The following is a 15,626-nucleotide window of genomic DNA, read 5'->3' on the forward strand; positions in this document are numbered from 1 at the left end:
TAGAGTTTTCCTTTTTCCTATTCCTCAATTACTAAATACTACTTGGTAGCAGCAGCGGGTTTACCGATGATTTCAGCGTGCTTGGTGTCATCATCAAGAATACCAAATTCAACCAACAATGCTTCCAACTCATCCATTTCGATAGGTGTGGGGATGGTGAGTTTTTGGTTGTTGATGATTTTCTTCGCTAATGCGCGGTATTCATTACCTTGAGTGCTATCAGGTGCATATTCGTTAACGGTCATACGACGCAATTCTGCGTGTTGAACGATGTTGTCGCGGGGTACGAAGTGAATCATTTGGGTGTTCAAACGTTCAGCTAAGGTTTCGATTAATTCGATTTCGCGGTCAACCTTACGGCTGTTACAAATCAAACCACCTAAACGTACACCACCGGAGTGAGCATATTTCAAAATACCACGAGCGATGTTGTTTGCAGCGTACATCGCCATCATTTCACCTGAGGTAACGATGTAGATTTCTTGTGCTTTACCTTCACGGGTAGGATGATTGATATAATCTAAATTCGCGTAAAGTGTTTATTTTCTACAATGTTTACTGCGATCATTGTCAGAAATGGACAGTTTTTTTATTAGGGTAAATCTAGGGTATGAACAGATCACAGGAAGCATTTACCAATTTTCAACCAACAGCTATGACCGACGGGGGATATTTAGGTAGAATGCAAGCAGTAAATGACCAAGAAATTTACATCAAAACTAAGTTACGGACGGAATTAAAGGCGGTAAATACTAGACTAAAAGCTGCTAAGGTTTGTGTTTATATCCGAAAATCTGGTAATTGCTTACAGTTGAGAAGTACCCTACCTATTAAGCCAGGGGATATTGATAAAAACGGTAGCGGTACAAAACAATATGATATTTCTTTGGGTATTCCCTTTAATTTTGATGGTTTAAATACCGCAGAAGAGGAGGCTTATGAACTAGGAAAGTTGATAGCTAGAAAACAATTTCAATGGACGGATAAATATTTAGGAAAAACCAGGATTAAAGCCAATTTACAAAATATTAGTGACCTAATTATAAATTTTGAAAAAAACTATTTTCAAACTAGAAAACGTACTCTAAAAAGTGAAAATACTTTTAATAGTTATCTATATATTGCCCAAAAGCATTTACCTAAAGATAAACTAGCAATCAATGCTAATTTTATTGAAGCTGTTAAATTTTGCCCATCATCTGATAGTGTCAAAAACGAGTTAATTAAAGTGATTCGGGTGTTATGTAAATGTTCTGGTTTAGAAGTTCCAGTATTAAATAATTTTAAAATCCAATCTACTGCTAAAAGAAAGCGGGATATCCCAACAGATTTAGAGGTTGAGAAGGAATATTTAAGGTTTGAAAACTATGCTTCGAACCGTCCTACTAAGTTAATAAATAGGGAAGATCGGAATAATTGGAAATTATGGAGATGGGTATATGGAATGTTAGCAACTTATGGATTAAGACCATTAGAAATTTTTGTTAACCCTGATTTAGATTGGTGGTTATCATCTGATAATACCATGAATACATGGCGGGTAAATGAAGAATGTAAAACAGGTGAGAGGGAAGCATTACCATTATATCCCCGTTGGATTGAGAGTTTTAATTTAAAGACTGATCGGGAAGCAATTGAGTTATTAAAAACAAAAATTGCAGATAAAATTACCAGTAAACAAATTAATGCTGTGCGACATGGTACAGATAGATGGTTTAGATTTGTAGAGATTCCTTTTCAACCCTATGATTTACGTCACGCTTGGGCAATTCGAGCGCATTTGATGGGGATTCCTATTAAAGCTGCGGCTGATAATTTGGGTCATTCGGTGAATATGCACACTTCAATTTATCAGAAGTGGTTTAGTTTAGAAAATCGCAATGTGGCTATTGAGGAAGCTATTAAAAAGAAGTCAAAGGTGGAAGAGTTACAAGAGATGGTTATTGACCTTGAAAGGGAAAATGATCGGTTAAGAATTGAGAATGAACGATTGAAGTTACAAATGGGACACAGTTTGATGAAAATTGAGTTACAGCAGATTTCATCTTCATGAGGTAGGCTTTTTGCGGGCAAGATGCCCGCACCACAAGAGTTTTATTATTAATATCTGTACTTCATAATGTCGGAAACTGCTGTAAGATAACAGTTAGCCTCACGCAGAGATGCAGAGGCGCACTGACTACATATTTTTGATCTTCATCTGACCACTGAATTAATATACTGTAATGATAATTCATTTAGTTACTCTTCTTCTAGTTCAGGAATATGTTCATTTTCATAGTTTTCAATTAAAACTCCGATGACTTCCATGAGGGATGCAAGAGGATGGTTTTCATCTTCACCAACTTGATCTATCAGAGAATCTAGTATATCAACTAAGTGTTCATATTCCTGCTCTGTGTGAGGAACAAAGACGTTTTCCGCAATGGATGACCAAGCATTAATGGTTTGTTCAAGGTTTAAAGTTTGCATTATTCTTTCCACTTTCCTTCATCATATTCTGAATGTGTTAGCACAGCACGGATATAGATTTTTTGGCGGTTATAATGAATTGCTGCAATTAGTCTAACTTTGTTACCACCAATATTAAAAGGTGAGACTTTTTAAACCTAAATTTATTTCCCCATGTTCCAGTTTATCAGCAATTACACGCAAAGCTAATGCTTGTACATTAAATATTGCTTGTTGTTGAGTTAAACCATAAGATAAAACACCGGGAATTTCTAAAATTTCTGCTATCCAATGTCCATCTTCTTCTTGTTCTACTTCAATAGTGAAGTGATTAGGAATTGAGTTTTTCATTTTTAACCTTGTTGTATAGGATTTAATTTTTCTTGATATTTTTAAGTTTTATTTTTTAAGTTTTATAAATATCACCTCTAAAGCCTATTTCATAAATTTGTAGTTCATCTTGTTCTATATCCACTGTAAAAATAATCCTAATTTTACCTACCCGCATTCTTAAAAAACCTTGCCATTCTCCTTCTAATGTTTTTATATCAAGTTCTCCAGATGGTACTAAACCAGATTCTTCAACTGAATTTAACAATTGCAATATCTTATTACGTACTTTTTCTGTATCTTTATCTCAAAGTTTCTTGAGAAATTTCAGCGCATTTTTACTGAAGTTTAGTTCCATTTCGCACCCAATCTGTCATATTGATAAAATCATCTTGATCATAATCTGAAGGTGATCCAAATTGTTCTTGAATTTCCTGCATTTCTTTGTCACTAACACGAGGTATCAAAGCCAAACAAAGAGCAAGTCTTTCTTTCTTTAATACTTCTAGCATTGTTTCTCTTACAGTTTCTTGAATAAGAGTTTTAAGTTCTTGGATTTCCATGAGCATTATCCTTGAGAATATAAGTATTATACCGTTTTTATCGCATTTCGACAACCCACAACATCAAAAAAATAATATCTTCATACAACAATAGATCCCTGACTCATTCAAGAAGTCGGGGATCTTGGTACTTATCAATCTTTTGGTAATCCCAAATCTGGTAAATTATTAACGATTTCTACTGTCTCTAAACTCACAGTAATTATCTGTTTAATTAACCTGACAATATATTGTTCATCATCAAGACGATTAGGATCATTTGTAATTTCACTGCGCTTATCTGTGGTAACTTGATATTGATCTATTATCCAATCTAAGGCCGAACGGTTGCCTAAACGATATAAAAATACTGCTGATGGTATACCTGTTAAGGTGAGAAAGTCGTTATATTTGATTTGGGTTTTATCTTTAGATAGGCGCATTTTTTCTACACGCCAATCAATGGGTAAGTCTTTATTTTCTAGGTGTTTCAGGTGATATTCTGGTTGTTTTTCATAGTTAATATGAATTTCTGCTAGTCGTTTTCCGGCTATGACAAAAGGATGAAATTGGGGCGCAAAGGGAATGCGGGGAAGTTCTCTTTTCAGGTTGGCTGCGTAGCGTTCCCGGTAGTGGGGATGATGTAGCACTGCATAGATATAATAGAAGATATCCCATTTAGTGATTGTAGTATCTTGGTAATGGTTTTGATATTGTTTTAATGCCCAATCTGTGATATTTTCTTGGCGGTTTGTTCCGTCTTCATTGTAAGTGTAGAATGGGAAACATTGTGAACCACCTTGAGGTAATAGATCAGGAATATAATTAATACTAAGGGCAAACATAGGAATTTCAGTTCCAACTTTGATCCAAATTACCTGATTTTCTTTTTCAGTTTCAGGTGTTGGGAAGATTATATGCTGTTGGTATCTACGTTGATTTAGTAGATGATCAAAATAAATATATTGTTTAATAAAGGGGCGATAAAAACAATTCCGAATTTTTAAATTATCAAATAAAAGAAACTCTTTTCTTTCTAAAGCTAATTTAAGTCTATCTGTCCACTTTATAAAGCTCGAATCAGTATCTATAAAAGTTTCAATATCAGGTTTTGATGGCTGTTGAAAGTATCTACTTACTTCAATATTATAGTTTTGAATAAATGTTTTTATTTTATCCTGTAAATCATTATCACAAAAAGAGAAAACCCATTCATCTCGATTAGATGCTACACCTAAACTAAATAGCTTAAAAATAACTTGTGGATTTGGGTCTTTTTGCTTTTTGACTTCTTTTGATCCAATTGCTATAAAATTATCAAAATCATTTTCTAAACCGTCTGTTAACCAATTATTATTTTTATCTGGTTTAATTTCTTGCCAATCAACATCATACCAGTTAAGGTTTTCTAAATATTTTAACTTTTCTTCCTTTGTCCAAAATTCATCCATTCGCGCATAGTATATTTTAGCTTTTTTCATTCTTGTTTTCCAAATTCTTCAAATACAGCGTTTAAATCTCTTTTTCCATAAACAACACGGACAATTTCAATTCCATTTTCTAGGGGATAATAAAAAATAATATAATCATCAACAATAAACCCACGTAAATTTGATAAAATCTCAGAATAATCTTTTCCCATGCTAGGAAAAGACTAACTTACATTTTTCCCGAATAGTATCAAAAAGTTTACTCGCGGCTTTAATATTGGTTTGTCCGATAAATTCACAAATTTGATTGAGGTCTTTCACCGCAAGTTGAGAGAAAAAATAATTACCCATTTTTAACCCTGTCCCATTTGCTTTAACTTTTCTTGTAGTTGTTGGAAAACTAATTCACCTTCAACTACTTTCCCCTCATGAAGTTGTTGTGTTCCGTCCATGAGTTTTCGTCTTAGTTCACTCAGTTGCTTTTCTTTAAGATCATGTTGTTCTAACAGTTGAAAAGCTACTGCTAATAACTCATCCACACTATGATACTTACCTTGTTGTAGTTTTTGAAGAATGAATTTTTCTTGTTCTGGTTTGACGACGATTTGCATTTTTATCTCCTTATCTACTGTTGAACTGAGAATAATTCCTAATTTAGATCATCAATATTAATTTGATTTTAGCATAAAATCACCTAGTTTGTTTCTTGACTAATATATTAACACTCACTCCCACCTGAATACCAAATACATTATGAGTTGTACCTGACAGTTTAGGATTTTTGCGAACATTACCCCCTAAATCAAATACGTAAATTTGATCAAAATGTTTTTCTAATTCCTGTCTCATGCCATCAAAAGCGATTTGTTCAATAAAACTGTTATTAGTGACAAAAGCAATAATACCCTCTTCTTTGATTCTATCACTTGCCCAACGAATTGCTTTCACATAAGGATCTGATAATTTATTTTTTAATGTTGCTTTTGATGCTTTTGCGTAGGTTGCAGACACACGATCATCTATACCTGTTTTATCTTTTGTAGTATATTTCCTATTTTTATTGTTATCATTTTCATTCAATTGTCCTGCATTATAAGGAGGATTACCAATAATCACAAAAATATCAGATTTCCTTTGTTTTTCTACTCGTTTCATGTTATCTGGACTAAATAAATCCAATTGTTGAATATTTTGATCTTCAAAGGTATCAACTAAACAAATACCCTCAAAAGATTTATATTCTCCTGCTTGCTCAAAATACTCATGCTCAATATTCATAGAAGCAATATAATAAGGTAATAACATCACTTCATTACAATGTAATTCATGTTCATATTTATAAGGTAAAGCTGATTTTTGAATTTCCGCTATTTCTCGCATTATTCTAATAATAAAATTACCTGTTCCCACAAAAGGGTCAAGAATATGGACACCTTTATCAATTAAGGATTTACCAAACTCTTTTTGTAAAATATTCTCAACACTTTTGACCATAAAATTAACAATCGGTTGAGGAGTATAAACAATTCCGTGGGTATCGGCAACTTTTACGGAAAAACCTTGAAAAAAGCGCTCATAAATTTTATTGAGAAAATCCTGTTTTTGGGAAAAATCATCAATGGTTGCTGCGGTTTCTTCAATTGCACCATAAAACCGATCTAAACTACTTAAAAAATGACTGCGACTAAAGGATTTAGAAGTTAAAGCATTAATTACTTTTTCAATTTCCACAGCGATGATATTGCGTTGAGCAAAATCAGGATTATTAAACACATTTCTAAAAATACGCTCAGTTAATAAATGTTGAATTAACATTTCCTCAACCGCTGCTTCTGCAATATTAGGATTAATTGATTGACGACAAAGTTTGAAAAATTCGGCAAAAGCATCAATAAATTTTTTATTTTTCTGGCTTTGTTCTTTAATTAATCTTAATAATGCAGTTGCGTGTTCTTCTACTCGCAGTCCAAACTCATCAGCGGCTTTTTCCCATTGTTCAATTGCGGGAGGACGATATTCAAAAATTTGTCTTAATACATCTACTAAGTTTTGGGGTTTGGTAATATCTTCATCCATTACCAATTTACCATCTTGGTAAAGAATTGCCCTTTCTGGTTGTTGAAAAATAATATTATCTTTGGGATAATCAATAGCTAGTTTTTTCTGGACTTCTTTTTTTAAATTATCTTTACTGTCTTTAGCTTCCCAATAAGCACGAGCTAAGTTATAACTATCAACTAAAGCCCCATCAACTCTTTTTCGTTTTTTAATCGCATATTCTTGTACTAGAGTCCATTGAAACTGTTGACAGCAAGACTCAAGCAACTTTTGAAAAGCGACTTTTACCGCAGTTTCATGGACAACTCCCAGTTTTTTGAAATTTTCTAATTCTTGGTAATATTGCTTGACAGGTTTATGGGTTGGTTTGAGGTGAAGACTGGACATATAATTAAAACTAGTTTGTGGTTATATTACCACATTTTACTTTTGCTACGGTAAGTTAGATAGGAGTGAAAATTATCCTAGGGACAATTCATGAATTGTCCCTACAAGGGTTTGGTGGTTATGCAGATTTAATTACCACCAGATGTCTATTGTTCATGAGCTAAACGCTGTCTCGATTTTAAAGTTTCTCTTAATAAGTACCTAACCCAGCTATCTAAATCTGCCCCAAATTTATACTCATCAAGCAAAGCTGCTTCTAAAAAACCCAGAAATATTTGAACTAAATCAGAATTAGTCAGTTCTAGATAGCGATTAAAGAAATTTGATTCTTCAGGCCAGTGAGGTAAGGTTTTATCTCCTAAGCCCATATCTTTCGCTAATTCAATTAGATCATGGTAATCTGTGTACCAGATATTCTCAGAGCCCATATCAGGAAATATCCTGGCGTTATTACCAAGGTATACTATTACTTTCATAAGACTATCAGTAACTCGCTGTTGTTCTGGAGCAGAGTAATGTTCTTCGATAGCTGCTCTCAAACTCTGCCCCAATTGATAAGCTCTTTGAAAAGTTATCTGTTTATCCCTTTCCAATTGGTCTTTTGAAGGTTTTTCACCCTGAAAATATTCGCTTTGAGGCCAGCTGTCATGATTTATTCGCGCTGCATCGAATTCAGGATTATGAATACCAAAAATGAGCGTCTGTAGTAGGTTGAAAAGTGACATAGCAGAATACCCTCAGATCTAGACCTTGATTTAACAAATAGTATAGACTAAAACTACCTATATAATTAAGTTTATAATTAAGTTTTTACTAACAAATTTGCAAAAATACTTACTTATAGCATCATATACCATGATACTGTGTAATGTAAATTTCTGGTTAAATTTCTGGTTGGAGTGCGATTAGATTATATCTACTCAAATGCCTGTTACAGCAAGTAGCTTTGAGTGAGGTACACTTTGTGCGGGCATCTTGCCCGCACCACAAGAGTTTTATTATTAATATCTGTACTTTGTGAATATCGGAAACTGCTGTAATATTTTGGTAGCTATTAGCTATAAAATTTAGAATGGTTTTAATAGATAGTATAGATAACAGAAAAGGAGTTCATAGGAAATTATGATAGTGTATTTACATTCAACTTTTAGAACTCTCTTGAAAAATCAGTAACCCATTTATCAAAAATCATGTATACCCCTTGACAATAGGGACAAAATAGGGTAAACAAAAGCAGAAAAACAAAACAAAAACCCCATTTACCAAAAATTTCCCAGGGCAAAAATAGGGCATAAAAAAACAAAAAACCTCAAACAATTGCACCAACAAAAACCCTGGAAAAAACAGCTTATTCTTCACGGATAGGCATAGCAAAACCACCACATACAACGTCACCTAATACGTCGTAAGATACGAAGTCTAAATCTTGGTAAGCACCGTTTTCTTCTAGGAAGTTAATAGCGGTGATAATACCACGACCAGCGCAACCTACACCGGGTTCTGGACCACCAGATTCTACGCACTTAACACCACGGAAACCGGTTAACATGACTTCGTGGAGTTCCAAATCTTCAACAGCGCCTCTTTCAGCAGCCAAGTGTAATACGGTGGTTTGAGCCTTGGAGTGAAGCATCAAACGAGTAGAGTCAGCTTTAGGGTCGCAACCTACGATCATGATGCGTTGACCCATTTCAGCCATAGCTGCGAGGGTGTTTTGAGAAGTGGTAGATTTACCGATACCGCCCTTGCCGTAGAAAGCTATCTGTCTAATATTTGCGTCAGTAGTCATTGTTCGTGTTTTCCTAGAATTGGTTGATTTCGTGTTTTTCGTCTGTCGGTTCTCACGGCCAAGTTCTACGGCGGTGAGCGTGTGTAGAACGTCGCTACGGGGGCGATCGCTCTACAAAACATCTAGTGGTGTTCATAGTATTTATTGGGTTGTAGGGATTTTTGTTTGTGAGTGGTCAGTTGTTTTTTGCTAATGACTCATGACCACTGACCAATGACTAATTTCTAAACTGCTTCGACAATAATTTCTTTGCTGATGCGATCGCGTAATCTCGCTTCAATGGCAATCTTTAAGGTAGCGGTACTGCTAGAACATGAACCGCAAGCACCTTGAAGAATTACCTTAACTTTATCACCTTCGACATCATAAAGTTCTACATCTCCCCCGTCGGCGATTAACACGGGTCGGACTTCTTCATCTAATACTTTTTGAATCAGGGCAATTTTTTGGACTGTAGTTAATGGTTTTTGTTGCTCTGCAATAAACTTTGAATTAGGAATTTCTGTTTTAGTTTTCGCGCCGTAGATGTTGAGATTTTGTTGGGCGAACTCCTGCTGAACTTCCTTGATTATATCATCAATCTTCGTTAAACAAGAACCGCATCCGCCACCAGCTTTTACATAATTTGTTACTTGTTCGGCACTGAAGAGATTGTTTTGGGCGACTGCTTTTTTAATCTTAGCATCAGTTATTCCGAAACAACTACAGATGAGGACACCTTCTTCATCGTCATGTGCCTCTAGAGGAATACCACGATAATTATAAATGGCAGCTTCTAAAGCCTCTTGACCCATAACAGAACAGTGCATTTTTGCTTCAGGTAGACCACCTAAATAATCAGCGATTTCCTTATTTGTTACTCCTAAAGCTTCATCTAAAGTTAGACCTTTAATCATTTCAGTTAAAGCACTAGAAGAAGCGATCGCACTAGTACAACCAAAAGTTTGAAAACGTGCATCCAGAATTTTATCTGTTGCTTCTTCAACCTTCAAATGTAATCTTAAAGCATCACCACAAGCAATACTTCCCACTTCACCAGTTGCCACCTTGACACCAGCTTCACCGGTTTCTTCAATTGCACCTTGATTTTTAGGATCGTAAAATAACTCTAATACTTTATCAGTGTAGTCCCACATAGCTAATTTTAGATTTTAGATTTTGGATTTTAGATTTTGGATTGGTAATTGGTAATTGGTAATAGAGGAATCCCATTACCTATAACCCATTACCCATTACCTATTTACTAAAGTTTGTCCTTGTTGTTGTAACCAATCGGCATTATCATTTTTGAAGGGAGATAAAGCCCGTAGACGGTCAACAATTTCCGGCATGACTGCAATTACTTGATTAATTTCTGCTTCCGTAGTATAACGAGAAAGACTAAAGCGAATTGAGCCATGTAAAGTAGTGTAGGGTAAACCCATAGCTCGTAAAACATGAGAAGGTTCAAGAGAACCAGAAGTACAAGCAGAACCAGAAGAAGCGCAAATACCGTACTTATTTAAAGAGAGCAAAATTGCTTCACCTTCAATATATTTGAAACCGATATTTGTAGTATTTGGTAATCTATTTTTAATATCACCATTTACTTGACAATCAGGAATTTTAGCCAGAAGAGATTGTTCTAAATAATCGCGTAACTTTCTTTCTTTCTGAGTTGCTTCTGCTAAATGTGATAATTCCAATTCCGCAGCTTTCCCTAAAGCAATAATTCCGGGAACATTCTCTGTACCTGCTCTACGTCCTCGTTCTTGATGTCCACCAACTAAGAAAGGACGGAAACGAACCCCACGTTTAACATACAAAGCACCAATACCTTTAGGAGCATGAATTTTGTGACCAGATATAGTTAACATATCTATGGTGCTGGTCTTCATATTTAAGGGTATTTTACCTACCGCTTGCACTGCATCAACGTGGAAGATAGCTCCATATTCTTTAACTCTAACACCAATTTCTTCAATGGGAAAAATTGTGCCAGTTTCATTATTGGCATACATTACTGTTACTAAAGCAGTGTTACCAGTTAAAGAAGCTTCTAACTCATTCAAGTCTATTTGTCCTTGAGAATTAACTGACAAATAGGTAACTTGATAACCTTTAGATTCTAATTGTTTACAAACATTTAAAACTGCGGGATGTTCTACTTGAGAAGTGATGATATGACGTTTTTCTGGTTGAGCTAATAACGCCGCATGAATAGCAGCATTATCACCTTCAGTTCCGCAACTGGTAAAAACAATTTCTGATTCTTCGGCTCCGAGTAAAGCAGCAATTTGTTCTCTGGCTGTTTTTACAGCTTTTCCCAATTGTCCACCAAAAGTGTGCATACTGGAAGGATTAGCATAATAATCCGTCAAATAAGGCATCATAGCCTCAACAACTTGAGGATCTATTTTACTGGTGGCATTATTATCAAGATAAATGCAATTATTTTGCATGGTTTCCATATAAAGATTATGAGTAATTAGCTAGAATTATTAACTGGTAATTGGTAATAGGTAATGGGGGAAAATATTACCTATTACCTATCACCCATGAAATCACCTATATAATTACTTGGCCTTGATGCTTTTGCAACTGTTGGGAAAACTTCTGAGAATAAGAGCTATACCAACGCTCCCAGTAGTCTTGTTTATTTGTTAATTTTGCTAAAACACGGTGGTAATAAGCAAACCAACTTTCCCAATAATCACTAGATTGTTGAACACAACCATCAGCAGTCGGACAAGTGGCCTTACATTGAGGTACGGTGTGAATACTACCAGCGCAATTTGTGCAAAGTTGAGAATCAATCCAATAATTACCATCAACTTCTTGAATTGCACCAGTAGGACAAACAGGTAAACACAACTTGCAAGAAATACACTGGCTAGTAATTTTGTAAGCCATGATTATTTACCTCTGAGATTTTAGATTTTAGATTTTAGATTTTAGATTAGAGTTAATTCAATAAAATCCAAAATCCAAAATTCAAAATTGAATTACCCATTAACCTGAACATATTGCTCGTAAAATTCTAAAGCAACCTTTTCAATTACGTCGTAGGCTTCAACAGCTGTTATTCCTGCTGCTTCTAATTGTTCTTTAGGACAGTTGCCTATTTTCGATACCAAGACTGCTTTACAATCTGCGATCGCTTTCATTATATTATCTGCGGTAGCTGCTTCGCTGTAACCACCTTGACAATATTGATCAATCTTGCGGTGACTAACAAAACGAACTTCATTACCATCAACTTCATAAATTTGAAATTCTTTGGCGTGTCCGAAGTGTTGGTTAACTAATCCACCGCCTTTTGTGGCTACTGCAACTAAGATTTTAGGATTATTAGCAGATTTTTTGCCAGTCAATACTTTATCTTTTGCGGCTTTAATTTCTTCTCTAAATTTCTCAATACCTTCGTGAACTTCTTGGCGGGTTTCAAAGTTATATTCTGGAGTCATTTCCATGAACTTATCTTTGGTAAATTCCTGGCTACGATCTTCTCCTAATAATCCTACCGCATCTGCTCGACACTGACGACAGTGGCGCATCATTTTCATGTTACCAGAACAATTATCTTGGACTTCTTTCAGTTCTTTTCCTGTTGGTCCACGTTGACCGGTTAAACCGAAATGTGTACCATGTTCTGGTGCAGAAATTAGCGGCATAATGTTATGTAAAAACGCGCCTCTCTCCCGAATTGCTTGATTAACTTCTACCAAATGTTGGTCATTAATTCCCGGAATCATTACAGAATTAACTTTACATAAGATATCAGCTTCTTTGAGGGCTTGCAGTCCTTCTAATTGTTTTTCTAGAAGAATTTTTGCTCCTTCTACACCTCTGTAACGCTTGCGTTTATAGTGAACCCAAGAATAGATTTGCGCGCCTATTTCGGGGTCAATGGTATTAAGGGTAATGGTAACGTGATCTATATTTAATTGTTTAATGCGATCAATATATTCTGTGAGCATCAAACCGTTAGTAGATAAGCACAATTTAATATCTGGCACTTTGTCTGCAATTAGTTCAAAAGTCCGAAAAGTTTTTTCTGGATTAGCCAAAGGATCACCAGGTCCAGCTACTCCCAATACGGTCATTTGCGGAATTTTACCCGCAATTACTAACACTTTATGGGCGGCTTCTTCTGGTGTGAGCAGTTCACTCACTACCCCCGGACGACTTTCGTTAGCACAGTCATACTTGCGGTTACAATAGTTACATTGAATGTTGCAAGCAGGGGCAACGGCAACGTGCATCCGTGCATAGTGATGATGAGCTTCTTCGCTATAACAGGGGTGTTTAGCAATGCGTTCTCTAAGTTTTTCGTCCATTTCTGGAGTTGTGCTGCTGTCGCAACCGCAATTACCAGATTTAGCGGGGATGATAATAGAATCCTGATCTCGCAGGCCGTCGGAGGTGAGAATGTTGGTAGCAGGTAGTGTCATTGAATTTCGCTGTTTGCGGTGGACCTGAGAGCCACTGTGGGAGATGCTGTTACTACTGCCAATGTCAATATAATCTTAGACATGGTGCTAATCTCATCCCTCCACACACTTTTGACTATTAACTTGATTTTGTTAAGGAGCGTTAAGTGATTGGCGATAAATGATTTATAGCAGCCTTTTTTTTTGTCCCCCTTGGTTGACCAAGGATAGAACTTATTAGATTTATTATGTTTGTACTCAAATCCTTAAATCCTTGTATTGCAACGATACAAAAATTAAAAAAGATTTTTTTGGGTTGGGGTGCAGGTATTTATAGTCAGGGGTACGAGTATTTATAGTTAGGGGTTCAGGATTTCTTTGTACTCATCTCTAACTCAATGTCTGTAAGGATTTCAGCCGGATTTTTATTGGTTTTTTTGAGATTCAACTGTACTCAACTTTCCTACAACATCCGGTTTTTACCCCACCAAACACCCTCCCCTGGGGTCAAGGGGAGGGGAATAAATTCTGTTTTCCGTTTCAAACCCTTGAAAGCATTGGGGGATTAGGAGTTAGAGTGCCTGACAAGCCTGAGATTTGCCGTATGTATACAGCCTATCATTTTTTTCTCTAAAAATGCAATTTATATTTTTTTAATTTTTCGATGATTTGTGATGTAAATTGTAGTTACATCTCTTGCTGGATCAGGGATTTGGACTTAATAAAGTATCCATCTTAATGCAGATTATTTGCAAAAGATTTAATTTTTTGATCATGATTAAGTAGGTTGGCGTTAAAAATTGTCGTTATGACAAGGCTAGAGGCAATAGGCTCTAGGTCACTTTTAATCTCTATTTTACGGATGGAAACTCGCTCTGGTTAAGGTTGTGTCTACTAAGTCATTCTAAGACCGCGATGAAGCAGGAAATAAACACTAGGATTATCGCTGTCCAGATGTGTTGAAACTTTGGTAATTTTGGGTAAGTTTTATAGAACGGGGTAATTAAACTTTACACCACTTTATTTGCTTTTTTTCATTAACTACTTGTCAGTAAATCAAAAACAATGTAGGATAAAGACGAACACGGTCAGTGTGATTAGTAATCAAATATTGATTCACTCAAATAAATCTAGTAGGCAGATTTTATGGCAATCCCAACTGATGACAATGATATTCTAGTCGGAACTGATGGAAATGATAACATTAATGGCCTTGATGGTAGTGATGAACTCTACGGTGAAGATGGTAATGATACCCTCAATGGTGGAGACGGAGATGATTATCTCTATGGACAGCGTGGTAATGATATCCTCACAGGCAACGAAGGTAATGATACCCTCTATGGTGGAGAAGGTGAGGATATTCTCAACGGTGGTGCGGGAGATGATGAACTCTACGGTGAAGATGGTAATGATACTCTCAATGGTGGAGACGGAGATGATTATCTCAATGGTGGCAAAGGAATTAATAGCATTATCGGCGGTGCAGGTAGCGATAAACTAGATTTAGATTATACGACAAACACCAATAACATCACCATAAATTATAGCAGCCCCACTAATGGCACAATTAGCGATGGGTTGACGACAAAAGAGATCAAAGAAATCGAAAGAATTTACCTAGTAATAGGTTCAGGTAATGATAACATTGATATTTCTGCCACTGACAATAGTTATTACTATTATGGTTACTATTGGTACTATAACGACACCAAAGTTTACGCCAATAATGGTAATGATACCGTCATTGGTGGTTCTGGTGGCGATGAAATCTATGGACAGCGTGGTAATGATATCCTCACGGGCAACGCTGGCGATGATAAACTAGTTGGTGGCGAAGGAGACGATATTCTCAACGGTGGTGCGGGAAATGATGAACTCTACGGTGAAGATGGTAATGATACCCTCAATGGTGGAGACGGAGATGATTATCTCTATGGACAGCGTGGTAATGATATCCTCACAGGCAACGAAGGTAATGATAGCCTCTTAGGTGGAGAAGGTGAGGATATTCTCAACGGTGGTGCGGGAGATGATGAACTCTACGGTGAAGATGGTAATGATACCCTCAATGCTGGAGAAGGTGAGGATATTCTCAACGGTGGTGCAGGAAATGATGAACTCTACGGTGAAGATGGTAATGATACCCTCAATGGTGGAGACGGAGATGATTATCTCTATGGACAGCGTGGTAATGATATCCTCACAGGCAACGAAGGTAATGATA

At 36.0% G+C, this 15,626-nt stretch carries 16 protein-coding genes and 3 pseudogenes; 2 read left to right on the plus strand and 17 right to left on the minus strand.

Going from position 1 to position 15,626, the window contains the following annotated elements; translation table 11 throughout:
• Positions 1-38 precede the first annotated feature (38 nt).
• Positions 39-500: pseudogene (gene nifH / locus H6F62_RS14320) on the minus strand (nitrogenase reductase); the annotation flags it as partial.
• A 110-nt stretch (positions 501-610) separates the two neighbouring features.
• On the opposite strand from nifH, the gene H6F62_RS14325 reads away from it, so the two are divergent.
• Complete coding sequence (locus tag H6F62_RS14325) at positions 611-2,053, plus strand: site-specific integrase (RefSeq protein ID WP_137908496.1); 1,443 nt, start codon at positions 611-613, stop codon at positions 2,051-2,053.
• Between the two features lie 188 nt (positions 2,054-2,241).
• On the opposite strand, the gene H6F62_RS14330 is transcribed toward H6F62_RS14325, so the two are convergent.
• From H6F62_RS14330 to nifB, 16 genes and pseudogenes are all read right to left on the minus strand, one after another.
• Positions 2,242-2,472: a hypothetical protein gene (locus tag H6F62_RS14330; RefSeq protein ID WP_137908495.1), complete on the minus strand. Its 231-nt coding sequence runs from the start codon at positions 2,470-2,472 to the stop codon at positions 2,242-2,244.
• Positions 2,472-2,597 (minus strand): annotated as a pseudogene (locus H6F62_RS14335) (type II toxin-antitoxin system HigB family toxin); the annotation flags it as partial. The pseudogene H6F62_RS14335 and the gene H6F62_RS14330, both read right to left, overlap by 1 nt.
• Complete coding sequence (locus H6F62_RS14340; protein WP_137908494.1) at positions 2,587-2,802, minus strand: type II toxin-antitoxin system HicB family antitoxin; 216 nt, start codon at positions 2,800-2,802, stop codon at positions 2,587-2,589. The pseudogene H6F62_RS14335 and the gene H6F62_RS14340, both read right to left, overlap by 11 nt.
• Before the next feature lie 55 nt (positions 2,803-2,857).
• Complete coding sequence (locus H6F62_RS14345) at positions 2,858-3,049, minus strand: hypothetical protein (protein ID WP_242026023.1); 192 nt, start codon at positions 3,047-3,049, stop codon at positions 2,858-2,860.
• Between the two features lie 70 nt (positions 3,050-3,119).
• Positions 3,120-3,344, minus strand: coding sequence for a hypothetical protein (locus tag H6F62_RS14350; RefSeq protein WP_137908493.1), 225 nt, complete (start codon positions 3,342-3,344; stop codon positions 3,120-3,122).
• Positions 3,345-3,478: 134 nt separating this feature from the next.
• Entirely contained in the window at positions 3,479-4,804 is a 1,326-nt protein-coding gene (locus H6F62_RS14355) for a type ISP restriction/modification enzyme (RefSeq protein WP_190372325.1), read from the minus strand.
• A complete protein-coding gene (locus tag H6F62_RS20570; RefSeq protein ID WP_199306437.1) occupies positions 4,801-4,965 on the minus strand; it encodes a type II toxin-antitoxin system RelE/ParE family toxin in 165 nt (54 codons plus the stop codon). The genes H6F62_RS14355 and H6F62_RS20570 overlap by 4 nt, the downstream gene beginning before the upstream one ends.
• A 1-nt stretch (position 4,966) precedes the next feature.
• Positions 4,967-5,104: a type II toxin-antitoxin system RelE/ParE family toxin gene (locus tag H6F62_RS20575; protein WP_199294581.1), complete on the minus strand. Its 138-nt coding sequence runs from the start codon at positions 5,102-5,104 to the stop codon at positions 4,967-4,969.
• A 2-nt stretch (positions 5,105-5,106) separates the two neighbouring features.
• The gene (locus H6F62_RS14365; protein ID WP_137908491.1) at positions 5,107-5,364 is read right to left on the minus strand and encodes a type II toxin-antitoxin system ParD family antitoxin; all 258 of its coding nucleotides are present in this window, start codon (positions 5,362-5,364) and stop codon (positions 5,107-5,109) included.
• A 79-nt stretch (positions 5,365-5,443) separates the two neighbouring features.
• Positions 5,444-7,198, minus strand: coding sequence for an N-6 DNA methylase (locus H6F62_RS14370; protein WP_190372326.1), 1,755 nt, complete (start codon positions 7,196-7,198; stop codon positions 5,444-5,446).
• A gap of 146 nt (positions 7,199-7,344) precedes the next feature.
• Entirely contained in the window at positions 7,345-7,923 is a 579-nt protein-coding gene (locus H6F62_RS14375; protein ID WP_137908489.1) for a hypothetical protein, read from the minus strand.
• Between the two features lie 629 nt (positions 7,924-8,552).
• Positions 8,553-8,987: pseudogene (locus tag H6F62_RS14380) on the minus strand (AAA family ATPase); the annotation flags it as partial.
• Between the two features lie 224 nt (positions 8,988-9,211).
• Complete coding sequence (gene nifU / locus H6F62_RS14385) at positions 9,212-10,123, minus strand: Fe-S cluster assembly protein NifU (protein ID WP_137908487.1); 912 nt, start codon at positions 10,121-10,123, stop codon at positions 9,212-9,214.
• Positions 10,124-10,219: 96 nt separating this feature from the next.
• Positions 10,220-11,428: a cysteine desulfurase NifS gene (nifS, locus tag H6F62_RS14390; protein WP_190372328.1), complete on the minus strand. Its 1,209-nt coding sequence runs from the start codon at positions 11,426-11,428 to the stop codon at positions 10,220-10,222.
• 106 nt (positions 11,429-11,534) lie between these two features.
• A complete protein-coding gene (locus tag H6F62_RS14395; protein ID WP_028089573.1) occupies positions 11,535-11,879 on the minus strand; it encodes a 4Fe-4S binding protein in 345 nt (114 codons plus the stop codon).
• 92 nt (positions 11,880-11,971) lie between these two features.
• Positions 11,972-13,420, minus strand: coding sequence for a nitrogenase cofactor biosynthesis protein NifB (gene nifB, locus H6F62_RS14400; RefSeq protein ID WP_242026025.1), 1,449 nt, complete (start codon positions 13,418-13,420; stop codon positions 11,972-11,974).
• Between the two features lie 1,125 nt (positions 13,421-14,545).
• Between nifB and H6F62_RS14405 the strand changes: the two genes are divergently transcribed.
• The coding region (locus tag H6F62_RS14405) for a calcium-binding protein (protein WP_277878598.1) at positions 14,546-15,626 on the plus strand (1,081 nt) is incomplete at its 3' end.

Source organism: Anabaena sp. FACHB-1391, from assembly GCF_014696755.1.
Lineage (GTDB): Bacteria > Cyanobacteriota > Cyanobacteriia > Cyanobacteriales > Nostocaceae > Dolichospermum > Dolichospermum planctonicum.